Here is a 24,784-nt window from a genome sequence, read left to right on the forward strand (position 1 = left end):
GTTACGGGGTGCGCGGCCCCCCGGAGCCCTCAGCACCGGCGCTGCCCTCAGCGCCCTCGTCGTAGGAGGAGGTGCCCTCGTCCAGCAGCGGCTCCTGCGTCTTGAGGTGTGCGGGGGCCAGCGCCCGCAGCGTGTGGTAGCCGGTGATGACGACCAGGGTGCCCAGCGCGATGCCGCTGAGGCTGAAGGTGTCGGTGAACTTCAGGGTGACGTTGCCGATGCCGATGATGATGCCCGCCGCGGCCGGCACCAGGTTCAGCGGGTTGCGCAGGTCCACCTGGGCCCGGGTCCAGATCTGCGCGCCGAGCAGGCCGATCATGCCGTACAGGATGACGGTGATGCCGCCGAGCACCCCGCCGGGGATCGCGGCGACGACGGCGCCGAACTTCGGGCAGACGCCGAACAGCAGCGCGAAGCCGGCCGCGGCCCAGTAGGCGGCGGTGGAGTAGACCCGGGTGGCGGCCATGACGCCGATGTTCTCGGAGTAGGTGGTGTTCGGCGGGCCGCCGAGCGCGGTGGAGAGCATGGAGCCGACGCCGTCGGCGGAGATCGCGACGCCGAGCTTGTCGTCCAGCGTCTGGCCGGTCATCTCGCCCACGGCCTTGACGTGTCCGGCGTTCTCCGCGACGAGGGCGATCACCACGGGCAGGGCGACCAGGATCGCGGACCACTGGAAGGAGGGGCCGTGGAAGTCGGGCAGGCCGATCCAGTCCGCCTTGCCGACGCCCGACAGGTCCAGGCGCCAGTGGTCGGTGAGGTGGCCGCCCGCGTCCACCGAGTGGATCTTGCCGAAGACCTGGTCGAACAGCCAGGAGATCCCGTACCCGAAGAGCAGCCCGAGGAAGATCGCCACGCGCGACCAGAAGCCGCGCAGGCACACCACGGCCAGACCGGTGAACAGCATCACCAGCAGCGCCGTCCACTGGTCCTGCGGCCAGTAGGTCGACGCGGTGACGGGGGCGAGGTTGAAGCCGATCAGCATGACGACCGCGCCGGTCACGATCGGCGGCATCGCCGCGTGGATGATCCGTGCCCCGAACCGCTGGACCGCGAGGCCCACCAGGAACAGCGCCGCGCCCACCACGAACACCGCACCGGTCACGGTCGCGCTGGTGCCGCCCTGCGCCCGGATCACCGCGGCCACGCCCACGAAGGACAGCGAGCAGCCGAGGTAGCTGGGCACCCGGCCGCGGGTGGCCAGCAGGAAGATGATCGTCGAGACGCCGGACATCATGATCGCCAGGTTGGGGTTGAGCCCCATCAGAACGGGCGCCACGAAGCTCGCGCCGAACATGGCCACCACGTGCTGGGCGCCGAGCCCTGCCGTGCGGGGCCAGGAGAGCCGTTCGTCGGGGCGGACGACCGCCCCCGGCGCGGGCGTACGCCCGTCACCGTGCAGCTTCCAGCGCACGCCGAGATCCATGGTGGGGGTTCGCTTTCTCTGTACTTCCGGTGAACTGTCCGCACCATTCTCCCGGTCACCGGGCCTCCCGCGCGCACCCGGCCCGGCCTTGACCTGCGCACTCGCGCGGCGCGGGGGCGACGCAGCCGGTCTACAGCAGCTCGGCCCGGGCGGCCTGGATGCCCGCCTGGAACCGGGTCCGGGCCCCGAACCGGTCCATCAGCTCCCGAACCCAGCGCTGCACCGTCCGGGTGGACACCCCCAGCTGGCGGGCGATCGACTCGTCGGTGAGCCCCGCCGCGAGCAGCGGGAGCAGCTGGCGGTGCCGGTCTTCCGGATTCTCCTCCGGCAGGGCGGGCAGCCGCATCGCCTGCGCCCAGTACAGCTCGAACAGCCCGGTCAGCGCGTCCAGCAGGGTGGAGGGCCGGATCAGCAGCACGCTCTGCAGCTCGGTGCCCGCGCTGACCGGCAGCAGCGCCCAGCGGTCGTCCAACAGCGCCAGCTTCAACGGCAGTTCGGTGTGCACCCGGGCCTGCTCCCCGGCCGTGGCGAAGGAGTGGATCTCCGCCAGGCGCTCCGGATCGCGCAGCACCTGGCTGTGGTACACCACCCTGGTCGTCACCCCCCGTGCCAGCAGGGCCAGTTCGGTCTGCGGATCGCTGCGCCGGATGTACGGGGGCCGGTCCAGGACCCGCAACTGCCGGCGCACCCCCTGTTGCAGGGTGCGCCACAGCTCGGCGACGGACCTGCGCCCGCAGATCACCTCGGCCGGCCCGTCGGAGCCGGTGCCGTCCCGGCCCTGCCGGTAGGCGCGCATCAGCTCGCCCATCCGCCCCCGGGCGCGCCGCAGTTCGACCTCGCGCCGCAGCAGCAGTTCCTCCACCGCCACGTCCGGCGGCACCGCCGCCCAGGCCCCGGCCGCGCAGGCCTCCACGAGCCCCTGCGCGGCCAGCGAGACCAGCGCCGCGAGCACGATCGAGGCCTGGAGGTTCATCTGGGTGGCCAGCCACTGCGGGTCGGCGGCCTGGACGCCGAGCAGCCGCAGGTAGAGCTGTTCCTCGACCGTGCCGAGGCCGAGTCCGGCGAGCATGCCCGTCCCCGACACTGCGCCCTCCTCGTCCTGCACCGCCAGTGGACGAGCCGACTGTGCGCCACTCGGTGCCCGAAATCAAGGGATTGATCGGTCGACATGTTCCCGCCATGTCGGGTTCCTGCCCGTGCGACTCCCTTCCCGGCCGCCCACGGCGCCCGCAAGCTGGGCGGCACCCCCTCAACCCCCAGTGAAGGAGCCCCCCATGGCCCTTTCCCGCACCGGCCGGCTCGTGCTCGCCGCTCTGCTGGCCCTCCCGGCCGCCGCGGCCGCGACCCCGGCCACCGCCGCCCCCGCCACCCACTCCGCCGCGCACGGCTACGGCGCCGCGCACCGCTTCGGCCACGGCGCCCGCTACGACGGCGGAGTCTGGGGCGGCTACGTCGCCCAGGGCAACGGCTTCCAGAGCGTCTCCGGCTCCTGGACCATGCCCGCCGTGCAGTGCATCACCACCAACGACCTGTTCGCCCCGTGGGTCGGCATCGACGGCTACGGCTCGCAGACCGTCGAGCAGACCGGTGTCCAGGCGGACTGCTCCAGCGGCTCCCCGGTCTACTCGGCCTGGTACGAGATGTACCCGGCCCCGCCGCAGTACTTCAGCGACCCGGTGGACGCCGGTGACAGCTTCACCGCCTCGGTGGTCAACAGCGGTGGTTCCAGCTACGCCCTGCAGATCACCGACAACACCAAGGGCTGGACCGAGACCACCACCCAGCAGCTCAACGGCCAGAACGTCAGCGCCGAGGCCGTGATCGAGTCCCCGAGCCAGAGCTACCCCTCCTTCAGCCGCCTGGACTTCTCCGGCGTCACGGTCAACGGCCAGGTCTTCGACGGCTACTCCCCGCAGGCCATCAACAGCGGCCCCTACACGGAGACCCCGCTCAGCAACGGCTCCTTCGCGATAGTCCCCGCCTGACCCGCCCCGCCTGCACCGTCGGCCTGACCCGTTCCACCTGACCCGTTCCACCTGACCCGCCTCCGAGCCCGCCCCGGCCCCCGCCATCCTGCGGGGGCCGGGGCAGGCTCGCGTCTCATCGGGACTCATGTCCCAATGAGACATTTCCGGGTGTACGGTGGCTCCCGTGACCACCGAGAAGGCCGAGCGCAGCACCGAGGGACGGCGTGACCGCAAGGCACGCCGCACCCGCGAGTCACTGGCCACCGCCGCCCTCCAGCTGGTGCTGGACCACGGCCTGGCCGCCGTCTCCGTCGAGGACGTCACCGACCGGGCCGACGTCTCCCGCCGCACCTTCAGCCGGTACTTCGCCTCCCGCGAGGACGCCGTGCTGGACTGCCTGCGCGCCGACTTCGGCCGGATCAACGCGGCGCTGGCGGCCCGCCCCGCCGCCGAGACCCCGGTGGCCGCCTACCGCGCGGCGCTGCGGATCTGGCTGGGCGACGAGCGGGACCCGGCCTGGCACCGGCGCCCCGGCGTGCGGGAGCTGTTCGGCCTGATCGCCGCCGAGCCCTCGCTGACCGCCGCCTACCGGCGGATCTGCGTCGACGAGGAGGAGGCCTCCATCCGGATCGCCGCCGCCCGCCTCGGCCTGGACGCGGAGTACGACCTGCGTCCGGCCGTCGCCGTCGGCCTCGGCGTGGCGGCCCTCCAGGCCGCCGCCCGCGCCTGGGTCCGCCACCCCGTCGGCGCCGACGAACCGGACCTGCCCGACCTCGTGGAACGGGCCTTCGACCTGCTCGCCGCCGAACCGCCCCCCGACGGCCCGGCGGCCTGAACCACCGCGCCCCCCGGCGCACCCGCACGAAAGGACGTACGCCATGACCGGCACCGACCACCCCCAGGAGTTCACCGGCAAGGCCGCACTGGTCACCGGTGGTGCCTCCGGCATCGGCCTCGCCGTGGCCCGCCGCCTGGCGGCCGGCGGCGCGGCCGTCGCCGTCGCCGACTTCGACCTGGAGGGCGCCCGCAGGGCCGCCGCCGAACTGGAGGCCGCCGGCGCCCGGGCCCTGGCGATCGGGACGGACGTCACCGACCCGGAGTCGGTGCGGGCCGCCGTCCAGGCCACCGTGGACGGCCTCGGCGCCCTGCACCTGGCCGTCAACAACGCCGGCATCAGCGGCGCGAAGGCCCCCACCGGCGCGTACGAGCCCGAGCAGTGGCGCCGGGTCCTGGCCACCAACCTCGACGGAGTCTTCTACTCGCTGCGCTACGAGATCCCCGCCATCCTCGCGGCCGGCGGCGGCGCCGTCGTCAACATGGCCTCGATCCTGGGCACCAACGGCTTCGCCGGTTCGCCCGCCTACGCCGCCGCCAAGCACGGCGTGGTGGGCCTGACCAAGACCGCCGCCCTGGAGTACGCCGCGCAGGGCGTGCGGATCAACGCCGTCGGCCCGGGCTTCATCGACACCCCGCTGCTGAGCGCGGCCGACGAGGAGGCCCGTCAGGCGCTGGTCGCCCTGCACCCGGCCGGCCGGCTCGGCCGTGCCGAGGAGGTCGCCGAACTGACCGCCTTCCTGCTCTCCGACCGGGCCTCCTTCATCCACGGCAGTTACCACCTGGTCGACGGCGCCTACGCGGCCCGCTGACCGGCCCGTCACCGGCCCGTCCGGGAGCCGGGGCAGCGCAACCGGGGGGACAGGCAAGTCCGGGGGAGCAGAGAGAGGGAGTCCGAAACCCATGAAGGCAGTCCAGTACCGCAGCGTCGGCGCCGCCCCCGAGGTGGTCACCGTCCCCGATCCGGAGCCCGGCCCCGGCCAGGTCCTGCTCAAGGTCACCGCGGCGGGGGTGTGCCACTCCGACATCGCCGTGATGAGCATGCCCGCCGAGCGGCTCTCCTTCCCCCTGCCGCTCACCCTCGGGCACGAGGGCGTCGGCACCGTGGCCGCGCTCGGCGCGGGTGTGACCGGCCTGGCCGAGGGCGAACCGGTCGCCGTCTACGGGCCGTGGGGCTGCGGCGGCTGCGCCAAGTGCGCGGAGGGCAAGGAGAACTACTGCCTGCGCGCCGCCGAACTGGGCATCCGCCCGCCCGGCCTGGGCGCCCCCGGGGCGATGGCCGAGTACATGCTGGTGGACAGCCCCCGGCACCTGGTGCCGCTCGGCGACCTCGACCCGGTCCGGGCCGTGCCGCTCACGGACGCCGGCCTGACCCCGTACCACGCCATCAGGCGCTCACTCGGCAAGCTGACGCCCGGCAGCACCGTCGTGGTGATCGGCACCGGCGGCCTGGGTCACGTCGCGATCCAGCTGCTGCGTGCGATGACCGCGGCCCGGGTGATCGCCCTGGACGTGACGGAGGAGAAGCTCGCGCTGGCCCGCAGCGTCGGCGCGCACGAGACGGTCCGCTCCGACGCCTCCGCGCCCGCCCGGGTGCGCGAACTCACCGGCGGCGTCGGCGCCCAGGTGGTGCTGGACTTCGTCGGCGCCCCGCCCACGGCGGCCGCGGCCGGCGCGATGGTGGCGGTGGAGGGCGACGTGACGATCGTCGGCCTCGGCGGCGGCACCCTGGCCGTCGGTTTCGGCGCCCTGCCGTACGAGGTCTCGGTGTCCTCCCCGTACTGGGGCACCCGCGCCGAGCTGATGGAGGTCCTCGACCTCGCCCGGGCCGGCGCGGTGGACGTGCGCGTCGAGACCTTCGGGATCGACGAGGCGCCGCTCGCCTACGAGCGCCTGCACAGCGGCCGGATCAACGGGCGCGCCGTCATCCTCCCCAACGGCTGACGGCTGACGGCTGACGGCTGGGGCCCCGGTCCCGCCGCCCCTGGTCGGGGCCGGCGGGACCGGGGCCGTCAGCACGGTGCAGCGGTCAGGAGCGTCAGAACTGGACGTCGGTGCAGGAGTAGAAGGCGTTGCCGGTGTCGGCGACGTCCCAGACCGCCACCACCACCTGGTGCCCGGTACGACCGCTGGGGAGGGTCGCGGTGTGGGTGGTGGTGGCGGCGGGCTGGCGGCCGTTGTAGGGGACGGTCAGGAAGGGGGTGAGGTCCAGGCTGGCCCGGGTGATCGGCTGGCTCGCGTCGTAACCGGGCTTGGTGAGGAAGTACCTGAAGTTCGTGGTGGAGTGCCGGGCCTCGATGTACCAGGTGAAGGTGAGCTGCTGGCCCGCCGTCACCCGGGTGGTCGGCCAGGTGCCGTTGCGCGGGTTGTCCAGCGGGGCCCAACGGGCGTCCCCGCCGGCGCAGATGGTGCCGTCGGCCGGGCCCCGGCCGGGGAAGCCCTTCGGGCCCTCGACACTCTGCGGTTCCCATTGGATGTCGCCGCAGTCCCACGGCACCCCGCCCGCTCCGCAGAGCGCGGACCGGCTGGGCGGCAGGTTGATGTAGCCGTGCGACTGGGCGGGCAGGGCCAGCACGAGCGGGAGCGCGATCGCGGCTGCGGCCGCGCCGGCGAGATGACGTTTGCGCATGGTGCTCCTCCGTGGGGGTGGATGGAGTGTGCGCCCGACGTAGGACGCGCGCGTGGGGGCGCGGCCGAAGATCGTGGCATGCCTGCGTCAGGTCGGTGCTGACACCGTAGAAGCCCCCGCCCGGGCCGTCAATGGTCTGAACCATTGCCGGGTCATTGCCGAGCCATTGCCGTGCCCCGGACCTCCGCGCCCCCGCAGGTCAGGGAGTCAGGACGATCTTGCCGCTGACGGTCCCGGACTCCGCCAGCCGCAGGGCCTCGGCGGCCCGGGCGAGCGGAAGCCGGGCGGCGATCCGGGCGGTGACGTCACCGCGGGCGACGGCGGCGAACACCTGGGCGAGGTCGGACCGCAGGCGGGCGCGGAAGCGGTCCCGGCCGAGGGCGCGGTCGGCCCAGATGTTGTAGAAGTGGGCGCGGCGGCCGTTGGGCAGGGTGTTCCAGAGCCAGGTGCGGGCGAGGATCTTCAGCACGGGCCACTGCTTGGAGCCGGTGTCGTCGCGGGTGGAGGCGCTGCCGTAGGCGACGAGGGTGCCACCGGGGGCGAGCAGGTGCCAGGAGTCGATCACGCTGCGCCCGCCGACGTGGTCGAACACGGCGTCCACCCCGCCGGGCGCCAGCTCCCGGACCCGGGCCGCCACGTCCTCGGTGCGGTAGTCGACCGGGGTCGCGCCGAGCTCCCGCAGGGCGTCGTGGTGCCGCGCGGACGCGGTGCCGATCACCTGTACGCCGGCCGCGCGCGCCAACTGGACCAGCACGGAGCCCACCCCGCCGGAGGCGCCGTGCACCAGGATCCGCTGCCCGGTGCGCACCCGTGCCCGGCGGTGCAGCAGCTGCCAGGCCGTGATGCCGTTGACCACCACGGTCTCCGCCTCGGCCGCGGTGAGGCCGTCCGGGACGGGCACGGCGTCGGCGGCGTCGACGGTCACGTGGCTGGCCCACCCGCCGACCTTCATCAGCGCGGCCACCCGCTGCCCGGCCAGCCTCGGGTCGACGCCCTCGCCGGTGGCCAGTACCCGGCCGACCAGGTCGTAGCCGGGGACGAACGGGAACGGCGGCTGGTCGTAGTACCGGCCGCGGCGCATCTGCTGCTCGGCGAACGAGACGCCGCTCGCCTCCATGGCGATCAGGACCTGTCCCCGGCCGGCCCGCGGCACGGCTCCGTGCCGGATCTCCAGGCCCTCCGGCGCCACGACGCCCGGCAGTACGACCTGGACGAGGCGTTCGGTGTCCATGACGCCCTCCTTCTCGGTAGATGCTGTTGCCTTCGTTAGAAGTTATAACGGCAGGCATCGGTGAGAGTCAAGAGGGGGAGTGATAGCCTCTAACGAGATGGTGATGTCGTCGTGAGGTCTGGAGGCGGCCATGGGCGCGTCGGATGTGAGGACTCCCCGGGAGCGCTACCGCGCCCAGGTGCAGGAGGAGATCAAGGAGCGGGCCTGGGAGCAGATCGCCACCGCCGGGGCCTCCGCGCTGTCCCTCAACGCCATCGCCAAGCGGATGGGCATGAGCGGCCCGGCCCTCTACCGGTACTTCGCCAGTCGCGACGAGCTGATCACCGAACTCGTCCGGGACGCCTACCGGAGCCTCGCCGACGCCTTCCGGGCCCGCGCCGCCGCGGGTGCCGACGTGGCCGGGCTGGCGCAGGCGCTGCGCCGGTGGGCCCTGGACGACCCCCAGCGGTACCTGCTCGTCTACGGCACTCCCGTGCCCGGCTACCGGGCGCCCGAGGACACCACCCGGATCTCCGTGGAGATCATGGCCGTCCTGCTCGATGCCTGCGCCGCCGAACCGTCGCTCGTCGAACAGCCGCCCGTCGAGCAGCCGCCGGCGGAGCGGTCACCGGCCGTGCCGCCGTCCCCGTTCGACGCCCACCTCGCCGAACACCGGGCCTGGGCCGGGGAGCACCCGGCCCCGCCGGCGGTCCTCCACCTGGCCCTCGCCGTCTGGACCCGGCTGCACGGCGTGCTCTCCCTCGAACTCGCCGGCCACTTCGCCGGCATGGGGTTCGACCCCGCCGAGCTCTACGCCGCCGAGCTCCGCTCGCTCACCGGCCGCTGACGGCGCGGCGCGGGCCCGTGTGTACGGACGGGGCCCCGGGCGGCCGTGCGGCCGCCCGGGGCCCCGTCGGAGGTCAGGCGTCGGAGTAGCTGAGGTCACCCACCGTCCAACTGCTCACGTCCTCGATGGCGATCCGGTACATGCCGCCGGTGTGGGGCAGTCCGAAGTCGCCCTGGAGGATCCGCGCCCGGTGCAGGTGCAGGTGCGTCGGCCGTTCGGGCACGCTGGCGGAGGGCGGCGAGAAGAGGGCGGCGAACGGCTTCAAGTGCTGTGAGGTGTGCAGGACTTCCGACACCCGCTCGAACCAGAGGGCCATCGGTGCGAGCCGGCCGGTGATGACCGCTCCGGGGACGACCACGGTCAAGGACATCTGGTTGCTGTGCTCGGACTCCACCATGGCGGCGATGTCAACGAGGAGCTCATCAGAGTTCGACATGCACCCAGACTATTGCGCCGCCGCCGGCTTCGGTGGTCTCGTGCACGGTTCGGTGCAGGCCGGGCGCGTGACCGTGCGCGTGGCCTGTCCTACGGCCTACGCACGGTCCGGCGTCCTGGGGAAGGTCTCGTGGAACCTTCCGGGGCCCGGGCCCTGGTGTCCCGGGGGGGAGCCCCGGGTCAGAGCTTCCACATCTCGGCGTACGGAGGGGTGAGTCGCTCCTGGCGGGAGCCGAAGTCGACGAGGACCGCGATGTCGCTGCCGTCCTCGACGTCGACGACCCGGCCGAGGCCGTGCTTGTCGTGGGTGACCCGGTCGCCCGCGGCGAACCGCTTGCGGGGCACCTCGGCCGGGGCTTTGAAGGGGCTGGTGGGCAGGTGGCGCCGGACTGCCGGTGATTTCGTCATCCCGATCAGTATGCTCCGAAAAACCGGGGAGCGGACCCTTCCGGAGGGCCGGAACCCCGCCGGGTGACAGGGCGCCACCAGTCGGCCCCGGCTCGGCGGACCCGCCCGGCCCGAAAAAATTCTCCGCCCGACCGGGCCCCGCCGCCGCCACCCCAACTGCCCTGGCGGCACCTCCCGTTGCCGACCCCGTCGGCGGGCGAGCCGATCCCGTGGGGGAGGGGCGGGAAAGACCGGGTGCGGAACATCCACCGCGACGAGCCCGGGCCTGCTACAGTCGATTTAGTTGCAGTAGTGGTTCCCATGAACTTTGTGTGCGCCTGCTGATGTATTGCAGGCGCATTTTTTGTTTTCCGGCTCTTTCCCCGGCGGGTGCTCATCGCGGCGACTCGACGTCCGCACGGTGCGGACTTCGTACAGTCTCTCGAAGGAGATTTTTTAATGGCTACTGGTACCGTGAAGTGGTTCAACGCGGAAAAGGGCTTCGGCTTCATCGAGCAGGAGGACGGCGGCGCTGACGTCTTCGCCCACTACTCGAACATCAACGCCCAGGGCTTCCGTGAGCTGCTCGAGGGCCAGAAGGTCGAGTTCGACGTCACGCAGGGCCAGAAGGGCCCGCAGGCCGAGAACATTCGCCCGCTGTAGTTCTCTGCCACGGCACTCGCCTGGTAGCGAGGGGCCCGCACCGTGCACTACGCCCGGTGCGGGCCCCTCGGCCGTTCCACCCCCGATCGCCTCCGGCCGTTCCGGCCGCCAGGCCGCCCCGGCCGTACCGGGCCCCGTGGATCCGCCCTCGGCCGTCGTCCGCCGTTCCGCGCGGGCCGTGTCGCGCCGACCGCGCGCACCGGCGCCCGCCCACCGGTGGCTGCACCGTCCATGCCTCGCCCGGCCGCATCGTCCGCGCCCCGCCCGGCACATCTCCGGCCCGTTTCTTGTGATCTCCGCGCGTCCGTGCAGCGGAGCCTTCCTCGCGACGTGCCGTCCTGAGGAAGGTTCCGTATGAACCGCTCGACTCGCCCGTCGCACCGCAGCCCGCACCGCCGGACCGGAGCCCCGAACCGGGCCCAGGGCCGCTCCTCCCAGCAGGAGTTCGAACTCCCGGTCAGCACCACCCCCGCCCTGCCCGCCGTCGAGTCGTTCGACGAACTGGACATGCCCGCGGCCCTGTTGAAGACGCTGACCCGCCAGGGCGTCACCTCGCCGTTCCCCATCCAGGCCACCACGCTGCCGAACTCGCTGGCCGGCCGTGACGTGCTCGGCCGGGGCCGGACGGGCTCCGGCAAGACCATCGCCTTCGGTCTCGCCGTGCTGGCCCGCACCGCCGCGCGTGCCGCCGGCCGCAGGGCCGAGCCGGGCAGCCCGCTGGCCCTGGTGCTGGTCCCCACCCGGGAGCTCGCGCAGCAGGTCACCGAGGCGCTCACCCCTTACGCGCACTCGGTGCGGCTGCGGATGGCGACCGTGGTGGGCGGCGTGTCGATCGGCCGCCAGTCCCAGGTGCTGCACCGGGGCGCCGAGGTCGTCGTGGCCACCCCCGGCCGGCTGAAGGACCTGATCCAGCGCGGCCACTGCCGGCTGGACGACGTCGACATCGCCGTCCTGGACGAGGCCGACCAGATGGCCGACATGGGCTTCCTGCCCCAGGTCACCGAGCTGCTCGAACAGGTCGCCGCCGACTGCCAGACGCTGCTCTTCTCCGCCACCCTGGACCGCAACGTCGACCGGCTGGTGCGCCGTTTCCTCAAGGACCCGGTCACCCACTCGGTGGATCCGTCGGCCGGAGCGGTCACCACCATGGAGCACCACGTGCTGCATGTGCAGAACCACGACAAGAACACCCTGATCGTCCGCATCGCCGCCCGGGACGGCGGGGTGATCATGTTCACCGAGACCCGGGACCGAGCCGACGCGCTGGTCGAGGACCTGCTCGCCAACGGGGTGAAGGCCGCGGCCCTGCACGGCGGCAAGTCCCAGCCCCAGCGCACCCGGACCCTGGAGCAGTTCCGCACCGGCCAGGTCACCGCGCTGATCGCCACCAACGTCGCCGCGCGGGGGATCCACGTCGACGGCCTCGACCTGGTCGTCAACCTGGACCCGCCGGTCGACCACAAGGACTACCTCCACCGGGGCGGTCGTACCGCCCGGGCCGGCGAGTCCGGCACCGTCGTCACCCTCGTCCTGCCCAGCCAGCGCCGCCAGATGGCCCGGCTGGCGGCCACCGCCGGCATCGCCCCCACGACCACCCGCGTCCACTCCGACGACGACGAACTCGCCCGCCTCACCGGGGCCCGCGTTCCGACCGGCATCCCCGTGACGATCCCCGACCCGGTCGTCGAGCGTCCCCGCCGCTCCGCCCGGGGCGCCGTCGGTGGCGGGCGCCGCCGCCCGGCCGGCGCTGCCGCCGCCCGTCATCCGCGCTCCGTGAGGTCCGCCGCGCGGTCCTGACCTTGTTCGTGCGGGCCCGGTACGACGGCCCCGTGCTCCCCGCCCCGACGGGCGGTGGAGCGCGGGGCCGTTCGCGTTCAGGCCTGGGGCGGGCCGCCTTCCGCGGCGAGGAGGAAGTCGAGGGCCGGCCTGGTCTGGTCCCTGAGCAGGTGGCCGGCCTCGGGGAGGAAGGTGACCGAGACCCGGGGGGCGGCCCGCTGGAGCCGGCGGCGGGTGTCGTGGGAGTCGATGAGCCGGTCGCGGCCACCGATGGTGACCTGCACCGGCATCTCCAGGCCCGCCAGGTCGGCGTCGGTGACGACCGGGAGCTTCTCCCGCCGCGGCCGGAAGTGCTGATGGATGAGCAGCACGTACTCGCCGAAGGCGCGCTGCTCGGCCGTGGGCGGGGCGGTGGTGGGGGCGGGGCCCAGGGCCAGCCCCAGCATCGTGCGCCGCCCCCACTCCCCGAACGGCAGCACGAACAGCGCGGCGACCAGGACGCCCCACTTCTGGCGGCCGATCCCGCTGGGGCAGCGCAGCGCCAGCCGGTCCACCCGCTGCGGGCGGCGGATGGCGTAGTCGAGGGCCAGCAGCCCGCCCAGCGACGTCCCCGCGAAGGCGGCGCGCTCGACGCGCAGCGCGTCCAGCACGTCGTCCAGCCACAGCGCGTGCGCGTCGGAGTGCAGTTCGGGGCGTACGGGGGCGCTCAGGCCGGGCTCGCCGATCACGTCGACGGCGTAGACGCGGAAGTGCCGGGCCCACAGGGCCACGTCGTCCGCCCACATCGCCGCGTTCGCCCCGGACCCGTGCAGCAGGACCAGGGGCGCCGCGTCCTCGGGGCCGCAGGCCAGGACGAAGGTCGAACCCTGGCGGGTGGGGACGTGCAGCCGTTCGGCGGGCACGGGCCAGCGGTCCAGGAGGGCGGTGTACTCCTGGGCGAGGACGCGGGCGCCCTCGTCGGAGGTGTAGATGGTCATGCCGTACTCCAGCTCGCTCGATAGGTAGGTATCTATCCTTAAACTACCGCGAGAGGTGAAGTAAAGGTGATTTTAGGGAGTGATGGGGAGTGGGTCGCCTCGGGCGGAAACGACTCCGGCCCGGCCGCCGTTGAGGGCGACCGGGCCGGGAGGCGGGAAGGCTCAGGAGCGCTTGGGCGGCATCACGGCCAGTGCGAGGAGGAGCACCAGGACGCCGCCGCAGGCGTTCCAGAAGCCGTTCTCCAGATCGCCGATCCCGAGCGAGAGCGGCTTCAGCTCCCGCCCCTTCTGGTACACCCAGAGCACGCCGGTGACCACCGCGACCACGGCGGCCAGGAGCAGGCCCGGGCGCGAGCGCACCAGCAGCGCCAGCACCGCGATCGCCGCGGCGACGGCCAGCAGCAGGAACATCGACATACCGGTCGACGTGGTGCGGGTGGGTGACATGCCCCGGAACAGGTCGGCGACCGGTACGGACCTCGGATCGCTCTTGGCGTACCAGGGCTGGAACGAACTGAGCACCAGCCCTGCCGCGCCGGCCAGGGCCAACAAGCTTGCTACGGCGGTTCGCATGGGACGGGACCCCCACTTTCCTCTTGGTCGTGTTCCTCATGGCCGGCCGATCGTCATCACGATCGGCGCCCCCGCCTGGAGCATGCCATGGACGACCGGCCGGTCGGTGCCCAACAGCCGGATCAGCGCCACAAGTCGGGCGACGGCCGGGTGCGGCGCGCGAGCCCGCGGAAACGACGGGGCGGCAGCCGGAGGGTCAGAAGATCGAGCAGCCGGAGAGCGTGGTCAGGGCGTCCAGGGCGGTGACCGCGGCCACCGAGTTGCCGGCCTGGTCCAGCCGGGGGCCCCAGGCGCAGACCGCGGCCCGCCCGGGCAGTATCGCGAGGACGCCGCCGCCCACGCCGCTCTTGCCCGGCAGTCCGACCCGGAAGGCGAACTCGCCCGCCGCGTCGTAGGTGCCGCAGGTGAGCAGGACGGCGTTGACGCGCTTGGCCTCGCTGCGCGACATCAGCCGGGTGCCGTCGGTGCGCACCCCGTAGCGGGCCAGGAAGGCGCCCGCCAGGACCAGGTCCCGGCAGCTGGCGGACACCGCGCAGTGCGCGTAGTAGTGGTCGAGGACGGTCTCGACCGGGTTCTCCAGATTGCCGTGGCTGGCGATGAAGTGGGCCAGGGCGGCGTTGCGGTGGCCGTGCTCGGCCTCGGACGCGGCCACGACCGGATCGGTGTCGAGCAGCGGGTTGCCGGACTCCCGGCGGAGGAACTCGCGGACCGCCCCGGCGGCGTCGCCCGTCATGGTCTGCAGGCGGTCGGTCACCACGAGCGCGCCGGCGTTGATGAACGGGTTGCGCGGGATGCCGTGCTCGCTCTCCAGCTGCACCAGCGAGTTGAAGGGATTGCCGGACGGCTCCCGCCCCACCCCGCGCCAGAGCGTGTCCCCGCCGTGGGCCAGGGCAAGCGCCAGGGTGAACAGCTTCGAGACGCTCTGGACGGAGAACGGCTGCTCCCAGTCCCCGACCCCGTACAGCTCGCCGTCGACGGTGGCCACCGCCATGCCGAAGGCGTCCGGGTCGACCGTGGCGAGGGCGGGGATGTAGTCGGCGACATGCCCTTGGTCGCCGGTCGCCCGCGCGGCCGCCGCCGCGGCATCCAGCAGCAGCCGGTAGTCGAGGTTCTCTCCGGCGGGCATACCGTTCAACGCTGTTCCTCCATGAGCACGATCAGGACCACGACCTGGTCCGATACAGGATTATCCGTGCTCCGGGACGCGCGGACGCGCACCCCGACTCCACCTGAAACACAACTCAGTCATTCTCTTAACCGGGTTCAGTTATGCTGCTCCGTGCGTACGCGCTGCGGGCGCACGGCCGGGCGGAACCGGTGGCAGGGAAGTGACGGGGAAAGGGGTGCGGCGATGGCGGGAGACCTCCGGCGCGCGGACGGCGAGCGGAAGACGGCCGGTCTCGACGGGGAACTGGAAGGCGAACGGGCCCACGTCGAGGCCTGCCGGGCGGCCCTGGCCTGGCAGGTCGAGGACGCGGACCACCAGGTCGCCGCCGCGGAGGACGTCTCCGGCGACGGCGCCGGCGCGGAGGCCCTCGGCCGTTACCTGCGGACCCGGGCCCGGCGGATGCGGGAACTGCCGCAGAGCCCGGCGTTCTTCGGCCGGCTCGACTTCGACGACGCCCCGGAGACCGGCGACCACCGGCGCCAGCGCTACTACGTGGGCCGCCGCCGGATCTCGGCCGACCCGGCCGCGCCGCCGCTGGTGATCGACTGGCGGGCCCCGGTCTCCCGGGCGTTCTACCAGGCGAGCGCAGACCGGCCGCTCGGCCTCGCGAGGCGACGGCGCTTCGGCTGGGCGCCGTCGAGCCCCGGCGCGCCCGAGGACCTCACCGGCCTGGAGGACGAGCACCTGGACCGCGCCGGGGCGCTGGGCGGGCGGCGAGGCACCGGCGGCATCCTCGCCGCCGAGATCGAACGCCCCCGGACCGGGCCGATGCGTGACATCGTCGCCACCATCCAGCCCGAGCAGGACGCGCTGGTGCGCGGCGGGCTGACCGAGTCGGTGTGCATCCAGGGCGCGCCGGGCAGCGGCAAGACCGCCGTCGGCCTGCACCGCGCCGCCTACCTGCTCTACACCTTCCCCCAGCGGATCCAGCGCGGTGGCCTGCTGGTCGTCGGCCCGAACCCGACCTTCCTGCGCTACATCGCCGAAGTCCTGCCCGCGCTCGGCGAGATCGACATCGCCCAGTGCACCGTCGAGGACCTGGTGGCCACGCACCCCGTCCAGGCGGAGGACGACGATCGGGCCGCCGCGGTCAAGCAGGACGCCCGGATGGCGGCCGTGCTGCGCCGGGCGCTGTACGGGCGGGTCGACGCGACCGGCTCCGAGGCGTTGGTCGTCCCGGACGGCTCCTACCGCTGGCGTGTCCCGGCGGACGAACTGGACCGGATGGTCACCGAACTGCGCGAGCAGGACGCGCCGTACGCGATCGGCCGGGAGAACCTCCGCACCCGAGTGGTGGCCGCGCTCCAGGACCGGGCCGAGCGGCGGTCCGGGATCAAGGGCGGAGCCTGGCGGGCGAGGATCGGCCGCTGCCGGCCGGTGGCGGCCTTCCTCGACGCGGCGTGGCCCGCGCTGCGCCCGGAGGCGGTGCTGGCGGCCCTGCTCGGCGACCCCGCCGTCCTGGCCGAGGCCGCCGACGGCCTGCTCACGCCGGCCGAGCAGGCGGCGATCCGCCGGCACCGGCCGCCGCGCTCGCCGAAGAGCGCGCGCTGGTCCGGGCACGACCTGCTGCTGCTCGACGAGGTGGCCGGGCTGATCGAGCGGCCGGCCGGCTTCGGCCACGTGGTGGTCGACGAGGCGCAGGACCTCTCGCCGATGCAGTGCCGGGCGATCGCCCGCCGCAGTGCCTTCGGCTCGCTCACCGTCCTCGGCGACCTCGCGCAGGCGACCGCGCCGTGGTCGGCGCGCAGCTGGCCCGAGCAACTGGCGCACCTGGGCAAGCCGCAGGCGGCCGTGGTGCCGCTGACCACCGGTTTCCGGGTGCCGGCGGCCGTCCTGGCGCTGGCCAACCGACTGCTCGCCGCGCTGGACGTGGGCGTCCCGCCGGCCCGCTCGCTGCGCCAGGACGGCGAGATGATGGTGCGTCATGTCGGCGACCCGGGTCGGGCGGTGGTGCAGGCGGTGCGCGGCGCGCTGGAGCGGGAGGGGTCGATCGCGGTCATCGCCGCGGACGCGGAGGCCCCGGGGGCCGCCTCGGCGCTGCGGGAGGCCGGGGTGGCGGCCGCGTCGGCGGCGGAGGTCGGCACCCCGGCACGGGTCACGGTGCTACCGGCCTCGCTGGTCAAGGGACTTGAGTACGACCATGTGATCGTGCTGGAGCCCGCCGCCATCGTCGAGGCCGAACCGCGCGGCCTGCACCGCCTCTACGTGGTTGTGACCCGGGCGGTGTCCCGGCTGGACGTGCTGCACGCCCGTCCGCTGCCGGCCGCCTGGTCCTGAGGGCGGCCGGCAGCCGGGCGGCCGCGCGCGGGCCGTCAGGGGGCGGAGGTGGGGGCCTGGACGGGCGGGCCGGTGAGGAGGGTGCCGGTGTCGGAGTAGGGCCAGCCGTTCGGGACGCAGCCGTGCAGGCCCTTGATCTGCTGCATCATCACCGGCGCCGGAGCGCCCGGGCCCGGGCAGTCGACGTGGCCGTTGCCGAGGATGTGGCCGACCTCGTGGTTGACGGCGAGCGCGTGGTAGAGCTCGGGCTTGCCGACGTAGAACTCCGAAAGCTCCGTCCAGCGCTTGAGGTTGATGACGACCTGGTGGCCCACGCCGCAGTTCACCGTGCCGCCGGTGTCCAGGCCGTACTGGCCGCAGATCCGGTCGGTGGTCTTCGGGGTGGCCAGGTAGACGGTGAAGTCCACCGGGTCGGCGGGCATGCGCTGGAAGGAGGCGGTGCCACCGGCGGCCCAGCCGTACTGGACGTTCCCGAGGACCGCGTCGACCTCGGCGGCGAACTGCCCGGGGCTCTCGGCGATCCCGTTCTCCGCCCGCACCTTGTAGCGGTACAGGTGCTCGCCGGTGCCGAAGCGGGGCGAGTCGCCGGCGGCCGTGGTGAACTCCATGGGCTTCTGCCCGTCGCCCGGGGCCCACGGGTGCCACCACAGCAGGCCGGCGGTCACGGCGCCCGCCACCACCAGGGCGAGCGCGCCGTGCCAGAGCCGCAGGCGCCGGAATCCGGTGAACCTCTTCATCGGCTGCCCCCGGCTGCGAGGCGCGCCCTCGCTCCGGTGGTCGGGTCGGGTCCGGTAGACCCGCCGGGTATGGAGGTGTGGGGCGTCGGGGTGGGCATGGCGGTGAAGGGCTCCTGGGCGGGTTCGGTCGGGATCAGACGAGTCTAGGCGGAGTTCAGACGGGTTCAGACGGGTTCGGACGGGGTTCGGTCGCCGAAAGGAAGGGCGTTATGGGGAGGAACGGGCGAAAGCGGACCACCGGTTCAGTCGGTCGGTGACGGTCCGTCGGTCGCGCGGCCCGATCGGTTCCCGGAACCACTCGAAGGTGCCACCCGTGCGGCGTGTCCCTCGGCGTCGGCGGCGCTTTCCGCTGTCGTGGTGCACGTTGATCACCGGCCGCGTCCGAGCGGACCCGGCCGGGCTTCCCCACCCCGCCCCATCCCACCTCACCTCACCGGAGGCACCGCCATGTCCATCACCACCGTCCTCACCGTCGACGGCATGAGCTGCGGCCACTGCGAGAAGACGGTCAGCGCCGGGCTGGCCGCCCTCCCCGGCGTCACCGGAGTCAGCGCCGACGCGCCGACCGGCCGCGTCACCGTGGCGTCCGCGCAACCGCTCGACGACGCCGTACTCCGTGGCGCGGTCGCCGGGGCCGGGTTCACCTTCGTCGGCCGGGGCTGACCCGCCCCCGGCAACCGGCTGAGGGGGAGGGGCGGCCCGGGGCCTGCCCGGCGGATCCGCCGGGCAGGCCCCGGGCGCCCGGGCCGTCCGCCGGCGTCAGCCCATGCTCTTCGCGCCGTCCAGGGCCTCGCGGATGATGTCGGCGTGGCCCGCGTGCTGGGCGCTCTCGGCGACGATGTGCATCAGCACCCGGCGGGCCGACCATTCGGTGTCGGCCTCGAACCAGGGGGCCTTCGGCAGCGGCTGGGCGGCGCCCAGGTCGGGGAGGGTGGCGACCAGGTCGTCGGTGCGGCGGGCCACCTCGGCGTACTCGGCCAGGACGCGGGCCAGCGTCTCGCCGGGCAGCAGGCGGAACTCGTCCGCACGGCGGGCGAAGTCGGCCTCGGTGAAGCTGCTGAAGTCGGGCATCGCGGACGGGCCTTCCACGATGAAGGCCACCCAGAACCGCTCGACCGCGCTCACGTGCTTGATCAGGCCGCCCAGGCACAGTGCGCTGACGGTGGTCCGCAGACCGGCCTGCTCGTCGGTGAGGTCGCGGGTGGTGAAGCGCAGGAAGTGCCGTTGCTTGGCCAGGGCCGCCAGCAGGTCGGCGCGCTCGCCGGTGGTGGTGCTGTTGTTCGGGGTCGCGGTGCTGGTCATGGTGGTGGCCTTCCGTTCGGTTCCTGCTCCTTCGGACAAGGTCCACGCTAGACGCGATAGCGGCCACTTCCTGGCCTGAATTCCGGGATGATCGGCGTCATGGCGAACACCAGCACCCGGACGCTGCGACTGCTCTCCCTGCTCCAGACCCACCGTTACTGGCCCGGCGAGGAGCTGGCCGACCGGCTCGGGGTCTCGATCCGCACCCTGCGCCGCGACATCGACCGACTGCGCGAACTCGGCTACCCCGTGGAGGCGCAGCGCGGCGTCGACGGCGGCTACCAACTCGCCGCGGGCGCCGCGCTGCCCCCGCTGGTGATCGACGACGAGGAGGCGGTCGCCCTGGCCGTGGGCCTCCAGGCCGCGGCGGAGAGCCCGGTGGAGGGCATCGCCGAGGCCTCGGTGCGGGTGCTGGCCAAGGTGGTGCAGGTGATGCCCGCCCGGCTGCGGCACCGGGTCGAGGCGCTGCGCGCGGTGACCGTCCCCGTCGGCGGGGGTGCCACGGCCGGGCCGGGCGTCGACCCCGACCGGCTCACCGTGGTCGCGCTGGCCTGCCGGGACAGCGAGCGGCTGCGCTTCTCCTACACCGCCGCCGACGGTCGGCACGCCGAACGGCAGGTCGAACCGCACCGGCTGGTCTGCCTGCACCGCCGCTGGTACCTGGTCGCCTACGACCTCGACCGGCAGGACTGGCGCACCTTCCGGCTCGACCGGCTGAGCGCGCCGCAGGGCGGCGGCGTCCGGTTCGGGCCCCGTTCGCTGCCCGCCGCCGACGCCGCCGAGTTCGTCCGGGCCGGTCTCAACGGCGTGCCGCGCCCGTACCGGGTGTCGGCGCTGGTGGACGCTCCGGCCGCGACCGTCCGCGCCCGGGTCGGCCGGTGGGGCACCGTCGAGGAGGTCGACGCCGGGCGCTGCCACCTGGAGATGACCGCAGACTCCCTGGACTGGCCCACCATGGCGCTCGGCTCGCTGGGCGCGGACTTCCGCGTCCTCGGCCCGCCCGAACTGCTCGACCTCGTCGAGGAGTGGGGCGCGCGGTTCACCCGGGCGGCGCGGGGCGGCCTGGGGGAGTAGGGCACCGGGGCGGGACATCCGCGGCGAGCGGGACCAGCACGTCGTCACCCTGACCATCGACCGCGCGCACGAGCTCGACGCGCTCGACCACCCGACCATCGACGCGCTGCTCGCCGAACCCGACCGCGTCGACGCCGACGACACCGTCCGAGGTCGTGCTGACCGGCGCCGGGCAGCGGGCGTTCAGCGCGGGTGCCGACATCCCGCCGCTCAGGACGACGACAACGCGGACGGCCGGGCCATCCGCTCGGATGGCCCGGCCGCCGCCCCTCGCCCGGGCAGGTCAGAACGCCGAGTTGGCGCACCAGTGCGCGAGCAGTTCCTCGTCCCCGCGCACGTCGAGGCGGGCGGAGGCCAGGTCGAGGCGGCCGTACAGGAGCAGCAGCAGATCGGCGGCGCTCGCCCGGACGGTCGCGTCGGCCTCCGGGCCCGGGCCGTCCGCGTCGAGCCCGAAGCCGTCGGGCCGCAGGCGGATCAGCCAGTCGCCGTCCGCGGAGCCGGCGTTGCCGTCGGTGCGGGTGAAGCGGACGGTGCGGTCCGCGCCGCGCAGTTCGGCGGTCCCCGGGGCGAAGAAGGCGGCGAAGGGCAGGTTGGTGAGGAATTCGGACACCCCGTCGGCGGCCGGCTCCGGGTCGAGCACCGGGGTGCGCCCGAGGGCGAGTTCCGCGTCGGCGCGGTGCACCAGGGTCTCGAACAGCATCCGCCGTACCCAGAAGCGGGCGTGCTGGTCGGCGCCCCAGGCCCACATCGGGGCGTCGAGGTCGGTCTCCGCGAACGCGGCGCCGGCCTCGGCCGCGGCCTCCGCCAGCCAGGCGGGGTAGCCGTCCGGCCCGGCGGGCAGCCGGAGGTCGACCTCGCGGCTGCGGGGCGGCTGCTGGATCCGCTGCCGGAGCAGGACGGTGAACCAGCGCTGCACGCTGCCGGTGTGGCGGGTGAGGTCGGTCAGTGTCCAGCCGGGGCAGGTGGGCACCGGGGTGGCCGGGTCGGCGTCCTGGAGGGCGGCGACGAGCCGGGCGGTCTCCGCGGCGACGGCGGCGCCGTGGTCGATGGTGGTCATGAGGGTGCTCGCTCGGTGTCGGGGTGGCGGGGAGGGGAGAAGCGGTCGGACGAGGGGGCGGTCCGACGAGGGGGGAGCGGTCAGGCGAGGGGCTTGTCGACGACGGCCTTGGCGTGGCTGAAGGTGTCGAGGGAGTACTCGCCGTGGTAGCGGCCCATGCCGCTCTCGCCGACGCCGCCGAACGGCAGCTCGGGCATGGCGAGGTAGGAGACCGGCAGTCCGAAGGAGAGCGCGCCGGAGGAGGTCTCCTCGGTCAGGCGCTGCTTGGTGTGCGCGGACTCGGTGAAGGCGTAGAGGGCGAGCGGCTTGTCGCGCTCGTTGATGAAGGCGATCGCCGCGTCGAGGTCGGGCACGGCGACGACGGGGAGGATCGGGCCAAAGATCTCCGCCCGCATCACGGGGGCCTCGGGGGAGACGTCGGCGAGGACGGTCGGGGCGAGGTAGCGGTCGGCGCGGTCGTGGGTGCCGCCGGTGACGGTCCGACCGTCGGCGAGCAGGGCGGTGAGCCGGTCGAAGTGGCGCTCGTTGACGATCCGGCCGTACTCGCCGCCGGTCGCCGGGTCGTCGCCGTACAGTTCCCGGACGGCGTCGGCGAGGTGCGCCTCCAGCGCGGGCGCGCTCTCGCCGATGGCGAGGACGTAGTCGGGGGCGACGCAGGTCTGGCCGGCGTTGAGGAACTTGCCCCGGGCGATCCGCCGGGCGGTGACCGCGAGGTCGATGCCGGGTTCGACCACCACCGGGCTCTTGCCGCCGAGTTCCAGGGTGACCGGGGTCAGGTGCCGGGCGGCGGCCGCCATGACGATCCGGCCGACGGCGCCGTTGCCGGTGTAGAAGATGTGGTCGAAGCGCTGCTCCAGCAGTGCGGTGGTCTCCGGGACGGCGCCCTCGACGACGGCGACGGCCGCCGGGTCGAGGTAGCGCGGGAGCAGCCGGGCGAGCGCGGCGGAGGTCGCGGGGGCGAGCTCGCTGGGCTTGAGGACGGCCGCGTTCCCGGCGGCCAGCGCGCCGACCAGCGGGGACAGGGCGAGCTGGAGCGGGTAGTTCCAGGGCGCGATGATCAGGACCACGCCGAGCGGATCGCGCACCATGCGGGCCGCGGCGGGCTGGAAGACCTCGGGCACGGCGGCGGGCTTCGGCCGCAGCCACTGCTCCAGGTGGGCGACGGTGTGGTCGAGCTCGTTGAGCGTGAAGCCGATCTCGGTGCGGTAGGCCTCGGTGGTGCTCTTGCCGAGGTCCTCGTGCAGGGCTTGGAGGAACGCCTCGGACTGCTCGGTGAGCAGCGAGCGCAGCGCCGCCAGCTGGGCCTGGCGCCAGGCGAGCGGCTTGGTCCGGCCGGTGTCGAAGGCGGCGCGCAGGCGGGTGACCGTGGCGGCGGCGGTCTCCGGGGCGGCTTCCGTGGCTTCGGGGGCGGTGTCCGGGGTGGCGGCGGGGGTGTGGTTCATGAGGGTCTCGGGGTCCTTCCAGCTGGCTTGAGGACGTCGATGGTTTATGACCTCAAGCATTCTTGGACGGTAAACCTCAATGGTTGAGGGTGTCAAGCAATGTGCCTATGCTCGAACCGTGCACCAGAACCCCCACCCGGACCCACCGGCCACGCCGGGCGAGCTGATGGATCAGCTCGCCCGGGTGGCCGCGGCCTACTACCGCCACTTCGCCTCCGCCGCGGCCGGGCACGGGCTGACCCTGATGCAGGGCAAGACCCTCAGCCTGCTCACCCGGCCGCGCTCCATGCGCGCCCTCGCCGGACTGCTGTCCTGCGACGCCTCCAACGTCACCGGCATCGTGGACCGGCTGGAGGGCCGCGACCTGGTCCGCCGCGAGCCCGACCCCGCCGACCGCCGGGTCAAGAGCATCGCCCTGACCGACCGGGGCGAGCAGACCGTCCGGCTGATCCGGGCCGACCTGATGTCCGGCCTGACCGCGCTGGAACAGCTCTCCGGCCAGGACCGGGCCGCTCTGGGCGCGCTGCTGGACCGGGCGTTCCCCGAGACGGCGCCCCCGCCGGCCTGAGGCCGGGCCGCCGATCCGGGGCTGGGCCGGAGCCCGGTCAGAGCTTCTCGGCCTCGTGGACCTGGTGGAGGTGGATGAGGACGTCGTGGGCCCGGCCGAGGGCGATGGAGGGCAGCGGGTCCTTCGTGAACGTGGACCCGGCCTCGTACACGGGTCGGGCGGTGTCCAGCCAGTCGCGGACCACGCGCGGGGCGGTGCGCAGGTCGACGTAGTAGTCCTGGCGGCGGACCTGGTCCAGGGTGTACTCGTTCATGCCGGGCGTGGCCGGGGGCACGGTGTTCTTCTCCCAGTCGGTGTCGAGGGCGGCGCCCATGGTGAGGAAGGAGCCCTGGTCGAAGGTGAACCCGATGTTCAGGTAGTCCGGGCCGAAGGCGTCGCGCAGGATCGCGCCCTGCGTCTTGGGGTACATCTCGGGATCGCTGGCCAGGTAGCCGACGTGCCCGTTGTGGGCCGAGAGCAGCATCCGGTCGCCGGTGCGGCGCTGCCACCACGCGGTGTTGTCGGCCATGGCCTGGTCGCGGAGGACCTCCGCGGCGTTCACCGAGGCCGTGTCGGTGAGTTCGAAGGTGGCGAAGGCGAAGGTCTGGGCGATGACGCGGGCGTGCTGCACGGCCCAGTCGTACTCCTCGCCGCCGGTGCCCCTGGCGGCGGTGACCAGGTCCAGCGCCTGCTGCGCCTTGGCGGCGTTCTCCTTCCGCTCGGCCACCGGCCGCTTCAGGTAGCCGACGGTGTCGTCGAGCGGGCGCAGGCCCGCGTACAGCCCGTCCACGCGCGCCAGGGCCGCGGGGTCGGCCTTGCGCAGGTAGGCGTCGACCCGGGCGAAGACCTCCTCGCCGAGCTTGGGGGCGCCGACGTCGTCGCCCATGAAGTGGACCGGGCGCTGCGGGTGCTGGCGGTTGTACTCGCGCATCCAGCTGATCAGGTCCACGAACTCCTGACGCTCCCAAGGTGATTGGCCCAGCTCGTCCTTGACGATCTGCCGGGCGTCGCCCTTGCCGTCCTGGAGGAACTTGTCGATCTTCAGGCCCGCCGACCAGCTCATCTCCAGGGCGAAGGTGGTGAAGCCCTTCTCCTGGACCAGGTAGCGGAAGACCCGCTCCTTCATGGTGAAGAACTCGTGCGAGCCGTGCGTGGCCTCGCCGAGGCCCACCACCTTGGCGTCCCCGACCATCGCGCCGAGCGCCCGCAGGTCGCTGGTGCTGCCGCCGGGCTCGGTCGACCGCAGCGGGTGCGCGGACCGCTCCAACGCGCGGACCACCGTGCTCCGCGGGCCGTCCGCCGCGGGGGCGGCGGAGGCCACCGGGGCCAGCAGGGCGGTGGTGGCGGCCGCCGCCGTCACCGCGATCAGTCCGCGTCGGCCGACCATTCGCTTGTTCGCCGTGGTCATGATCTCTCCTCAGATTCCTTGTCCCGAAAGCTCGGTGAGAAGATCATCGGT

Annotated in this window: 25 protein-coding genes; 11 read left to right on the plus strand and 14 right to left on the minus strand. The window is 73.6% G+C overall.

Annotated features, from left to right (window positions below):
- Position 1 precedes the first annotated feature (1 nt).
- Positions 2 to 1,423: a solute carrier family 23 protein gene (locus ACIQVZ_RS20815; RefSeq protein WP_350883889.1), complete on the minus strand. Its 1,422-nt coding sequence runs from the start codon at positions 1,421 to 1,423 to the stop codon at positions 2 to 4.
- Positions 1,424 to 1,553: 130 nt separating this feature from the next.
- Entirely contained in the window at positions 1,554 to 2,507 is a 954-nt protein-coding gene (locus ACIQVZ_RS20820; protein WP_350883891.1) for a helix-turn-helix transcriptional regulator, read from the minus strand.
- A gap of 190 nt (positions 2,508 to 2,697) precedes the next feature.
- On the opposite strand from ACIQVZ_RS20820, the gene ACIQVZ_RS20825 reads away from it, so the two are divergent.
- The 4 genes from ACIQVZ_RS20825 to ACIQVZ_RS20840 all read left to right on the plus strand — a co-directional run bounded on the left by ACIQVZ_RS20825 (position 2,698) and on the right by ACIQVZ_RS20840 (position 6,168).
- Positions 2,698 to 3,408: a G1 family glutamic endopeptidase gene (locus tag ACIQVZ_RS20825; RefSeq protein ID WP_402451883.1), complete on the plus strand. Its 711-nt coding sequence runs from the start codon at positions 2,698 to 2,700 to the stop codon at positions 3,406 to 3,408.
- A gap of 166 nt (positions 3,409 to 3,574) precedes the next feature.
- Entirely contained in the window at positions 3,575 to 4,225 is a 651-nt protein-coding gene (locus ACIQVZ_RS20830) for a TetR/AcrR family transcriptional regulator (RefSeq protein ID WP_402451885.1), read from the plus strand.
- 43 nt (positions 4,226 to 4,268) lie between these two features.
- Positions 4,269 to 5,036: an SDR family NAD(P)-dependent oxidoreductase gene (locus ACIQVZ_RS20835; RefSeq protein ID WP_350883897.1), complete on the plus strand. Its 768-nt coding sequence runs from the start codon at positions 4,269 to 4,271 to the stop codon at positions 5,034 to 5,036.
- 91 nt (positions 5,037 to 5,127) lie between these two features.
- The gene (locus tag ACIQVZ_RS20840; protein ID WP_350883899.1) at positions 5,128 to 6,168 is read left to right on the plus strand and encodes an NAD(P)-dependent alcohol dehydrogenase; all 1,041 of its coding nucleotides are present in this window, start codon (positions 5,128 to 5,130) and stop codon (positions 6,166 to 6,168) included.
- 94 nt (positions 6,169 to 6,262) lie between these two features.
- On the opposite strand, the gene ACIQVZ_RS20845 is transcribed toward ACIQVZ_RS20840, so the two are convergent.
- Together ACIQVZ_RS20845 and ACIQVZ_RS20850 are read right to left on the minus strand one after the other, a co-directional pair.
- Positions 6,263 to 6,853, minus strand: coding sequence for a lytic polysaccharide monooxygenase (locus ACIQVZ_RS20845; protein WP_350883901.1), 591 nt, complete (start codon positions 6,851 to 6,853; stop codon positions 6,263 to 6,265).
- Positions 6,854 to 7,052: 199 nt separating this feature from the next.
- Positions 7,053 to 8,084, minus strand: a complete 1,032-nt coding sequence (locus ACIQVZ_RS20850; protein ID WP_402451888.1) for a medium chain dehydrogenase/reductase family protein — start codon at positions 8,082 to 8,084, stop codon at positions 7,053 to 7,055.
- 130 nt (positions 8,085 to 8,214) lie between these two features.
- Between ACIQVZ_RS20850 and ACIQVZ_RS20855 the strand changes: the two genes are divergently transcribed.
- Positions 8,215 to 8,910 carry a TetR/AcrR family transcriptional regulator gene (locus ACIQVZ_RS20855; RefSeq protein ID WP_402451891.1) on the plus strand — a complete coding sequence of 232 codons (696 nt, stop codon included), beginning with the start codon at positions 8,215 to 8,217 and terminating at the stop codon, positions 8,908 to 8,910.
- A 73-nt stretch (positions 8,911 to 8,983) separates the two neighbouring features.
- Here ACIQVZ_RS20855 and ACIQVZ_RS20860 read toward each other — a convergent pair whose 3' ends face one another.
- Both ACIQVZ_RS20860 and ACIQVZ_RS20865 read right to left on the minus strand, forming a co-directional pair.
- On the minus strand, positions 8,984 to 9,346 hold the full coding sequence (locus ACIQVZ_RS20860) for a hypothetical protein (protein ID WP_350883907.1): 363 nt from the start codon (positions 9,344 to 9,346) through the stop codon (positions 8,984 to 8,986).
- A gap of 179 nt (positions 9,347 to 9,525) precedes the next feature.
- Positions 9,526 to 9,753: a hypothetical protein gene (locus tag ACIQVZ_RS20865; RefSeq protein ID WP_063350359.1), complete on the minus strand. Its 228-nt coding sequence runs from the start codon at positions 9,751 to 9,753 to the stop codon at positions 9,526 to 9,528.
- A 438-nt stretch (positions 9,754 to 10,191) separates the two neighbouring features.
- Here ACIQVZ_RS20865 and ACIQVZ_RS20870 point away from each other — a divergent pair, with 438 nt between their 5' ends.
- Both ACIQVZ_RS20870 and ACIQVZ_RS20875 read left to right on the plus strand, forming a co-directional pair.
- On the plus strand, positions 10,192 to 10,395 hold the full coding sequence (locus tag ACIQVZ_RS20870; RefSeq protein WP_063350360.1) for a cold-shock protein: 204 nt from the start codon (positions 10,192 to 10,194) through the stop codon (positions 10,393 to 10,395).
- Between the two features lie 354 nt (positions 10,396 to 10,749).
- Positions 10,750 to 12,192: a DEAD/DEAH box helicase gene (locus ACIQVZ_RS20875; protein ID WP_350883910.1), complete on the plus strand. Its 1,443-nt coding sequence runs from the start codon at positions 10,750 to 10,752 to the stop codon at positions 12,190 to 12,192.
- Between the two features lie 77 nt (positions 12,193 to 12,269).
- Here ACIQVZ_RS20875 and ACIQVZ_RS20880 read toward each other — a convergent pair whose 3' ends face one another.
- The 3 genes from ACIQVZ_RS20880 to ACIQVZ_RS20890 form a co-directional block, all read right to left on the minus strand.
- On the minus strand, positions 12,270 to 13,148 hold the full coding sequence (locus tag ACIQVZ_RS20880) for an alpha/beta fold hydrolase (protein ID WP_402451895.1): 879 nt from the start codon (positions 13,146 to 13,148) through the stop codon (positions 12,270 to 12,272).
- Between the two features lie 162 nt (positions 13,149 to 13,310).
- On the minus strand, positions 13,311 to 13,721 hold the full coding sequence (locus ACIQVZ_RS20885; protein WP_350883914.1) for a hypothetical protein: 411 nt from the start codon (positions 13,719 to 13,721) through the stop codon (positions 13,311 to 13,313).
- Positions 13,722 to 13,917: 196 nt separating this feature from the next.
- A complete protein-coding gene (locus ACIQVZ_RS20890) occupies positions 13,918 to 14,847 on the minus strand; it encodes a glutaminase (RefSeq protein WP_402452008.1) in 930 nt (309 codons plus the stop codon).
- Positions 14,848 to 15,072: 225 nt separating this feature from the next.
- Between ACIQVZ_RS20890 and ACIQVZ_RS20895 the strand changes: the two genes are divergently transcribed.
- On the plus strand, positions 15,073 to 17,166 hold the full coding sequence (locus tag ACIQVZ_RS20895; protein WP_402451898.1) for a HelD family protein: 2,094 nt from the start codon (positions 15,073 to 15,075) through the stop codon (positions 17,164 to 17,166).
- Between the two features lie 35 nt (positions 17,167 to 17,201).
- Here ACIQVZ_RS20895 and ACIQVZ_RS20900 read toward each other — a convergent pair whose 3' ends face one another.
- Positions 17,202 to 17,903 carry a DUF3152 domain-containing protein gene (locus tag ACIQVZ_RS20900; RefSeq protein ID WP_387813011.1) on the minus strand — a complete coding sequence of 234 codons (702 nt, stop codon included), beginning with the start codon at positions 17,901 to 17,903 and terminating at the stop codon, positions 17,202 to 17,204.
- A 447-nt stretch (positions 17,904 to 18,350) separates the two neighbouring features.
- Here ACIQVZ_RS20900 and ACIQVZ_RS20905 point away from each other — a divergent pair, with 447 nt between their 5' ends.
- Positions 18,351 to 18,566: a heavy-metal-associated domain-containing protein gene (locus tag ACIQVZ_RS20905; protein ID WP_350883920.1), complete on the plus strand. Its 216-nt coding sequence runs from the start codon at positions 18,351 to 18,353 to the stop codon at positions 18,564 to 18,566.
- A gap of 96 nt (positions 18,567 to 18,662) precedes the next feature.
- Here the strand turns inward: ACIQVZ_RS20905 and ACIQVZ_RS20910 are convergent, their stop codons facing one another.
- Positions 18,663 to 19,205 (minus strand): DinB family protein, encoded by a 543-nt coding sequence (locus ACIQVZ_RS20910; protein ID WP_402451900.1) that lies wholly within the window; start codon positions 19,203 to 19,205, stop codon positions 18,663 to 18,665.
- 99 nt (positions 19,206 to 19,304) lie between these two features.
- On the opposite strand from ACIQVZ_RS20910, the gene ACIQVZ_RS20915 reads away from it, so the two are divergent.
- Positions 19,305 to 20,279 (plus strand): helix-turn-helix transcriptional regulator, encoded by a 975-nt coding sequence (locus tag ACIQVZ_RS20915; protein ID WP_402451902.1) that lies wholly within the window; start codon positions 19,305 to 19,307, stop codon positions 20,277 to 20,279.
- A gap of 283 nt (positions 20,280 to 20,562) precedes the next feature.
- On the opposite strand, the gene ACIQVZ_RS20920 is transcribed toward ACIQVZ_RS20915, so the two are convergent.
- Together ACIQVZ_RS20920 and ACIQVZ_RS20925 are read right to left on the minus strand one after the other, a co-directional pair.
- Complete coding sequence (locus ACIQVZ_RS20920; RefSeq protein ID WP_402451903.1) at positions 20,563 to 21,336, minus strand: maleylpyruvate isomerase family mycothiol-dependent enzyme; 774 nt, start codon at positions 21,334 to 21,336, stop codon at positions 20,563 to 20,565.
- A gap of 80 nt (positions 21,337 to 21,416) precedes the next feature.
- Positions 21,417 to 22,778 carry an aldehyde dehydrogenase family protein gene (locus tag ACIQVZ_RS20925; protein ID WP_402451906.1) on the minus strand — a complete coding sequence of 454 codons (1,362 nt, stop codon included), beginning with the start codon at positions 22,776 to 22,778 and terminating at the stop codon, positions 21,417 to 21,419.
- A 118-nt stretch (positions 22,779 to 22,896) separates the two neighbouring features.
- Between ACIQVZ_RS20925 and ACIQVZ_RS20930 the strand changes: the two genes are divergently transcribed.
- Positions 22,897 to 23,346, plus strand: a complete 450-nt coding sequence (locus ACIQVZ_RS20930) for a MarR family winged helix-turn-helix transcriptional regulator (RefSeq protein WP_402451907.1) — start codon at positions 22,897 to 22,899, stop codon at positions 23,344 to 23,346.
- Between the two features lie 37 nt (positions 23,347 to 23,383).
- On the opposite strand, the gene ACIQVZ_RS20935 is transcribed toward ACIQVZ_RS20930, so the two are convergent.
- Positions 23,384 to 24,733, minus strand: a complete 1,350-nt coding sequence (locus ACIQVZ_RS20935; RefSeq protein WP_402451908.1) for an erythromycin esterase family protein — start codon at positions 24,731 to 24,733, stop codon at positions 23,384 to 23,386.
- Between the last annotated feature and the right edge of the window lie 51 nt (positions 24,734 to 24,784).

This window comes from Kitasatospora sp. NPDC098663 (assembly GCF_044760075.1).
Classification (GTDB): domain Bacteria; phylum Actinomycetota; class Actinomycetes; order Streptomycetales; family Streptomycetaceae; genus Kitasatospora.